2 protein-coding genes are annotated in these 743 nt (G+C 75.8%); one reads left to right on the forward strand and one right to left on the reverse strand.

Translation table 11 applies throughout. The annotated features are described in order from the left end of the window. The first annotated feature begins 51 nt into the window (after nt 1–51). Nucleotides 52–480: a heme-binding protein gene (locus PV721_RS43655; RefSeq protein ID WP_319734466.1), complete on the forward strand. Its 429-nt coding sequence runs from the start codon at nt 52–54 to the stop codon at nt 478–480. Nucleotides 481–561: 81 nt separating this feature from the next. Here PV721_RS43655 and PV721_RS43660 read toward each other — a convergent pair. Continuing rightward, the coding region (locus PV721_RS43660; RefSeq protein WP_319734468.1) for a hypothetical protein at nt 562–743 on the reverse strand (182 nt) is incomplete at its 5' end.

Raw genomic sequence — 743 nt, forward strand, 5'->3', positions numbered from 1 at the left:
CCACTGATCCACCCCCTTCCCCGTACGCCATCCCCCGCAAGGAGAACCAGCATGTCCACCTCCACCCGCACCGCCGTCGCCGCCCTGACCACCGAGGACGCCGAGCTGCTCGTCGGCGCCGCCACGTCCGCCGCGGAAGCGGCCGGAGCCACGGTCAGCGTCACCGTCCTCGACGCCGGCGGCCACCTGCTCGCCTTCCGCCGCGACGACCGGGCCGTACTGATCTCCGGCGAGACCAGCACCCGCAAGGCCTACACGGCCCTCCAGCTGAACGCGCCCACCGCCGACCTCGTCGACGCGGTCCGCCCCGGAGGCCCCTTCCACACGCTGCCCACGGCCCTGGACCGTCCCCTGCTGTTCATCGCAGGCGGGCTGCCCGTCCACCGCGACGGCCGGCTCGTGGGCGCCATTGGCGTCGGCGGCGGAGCCCCCGAGCAGGACCACGCCTTCGCCGCCGCGGCGCTCGACGCCCTGGTCTGAGCCCCCCCGGGTCGCGCACCCGTCTCCCCCGTGCCAGGTTGGGTACGGGGGACACAGGTGCATGATGCGGAAACCGAGGCTTCACAGGAGGGTCCACGCCATCGCGACGGCAACGGCCGCCGCGCTGGTGACCCTCGCCGTCCCGAGCTGTACGGCCGCCTCGGACGAGGCGCGCGCACCCGCCGCACCCGGCTCCTCCACGAGGGCGGCCGGCCAGGCCGAGGCAGCCCCGACACCGCCCGACCCGACCCCCGCCCCGACGC

This window comes from Streptomyces sp. MB09-01 (genome assembly GCF_033794505.1).
GTDB lineage: Bacteria > Actinomycetota > Actinomycetes > Streptomycetales > Streptomycetaceae > Streptomyces.

What these genes read in the sequence shown, in the direction of transcription:
- PV721_RS43655 (WP_319734466.1), top strand. Translation starts at nt 52, where the DNA reads ATGTCCACCTCCACCCGCACCGCCGTCGCCGCCCTGACCACCGAGGAC.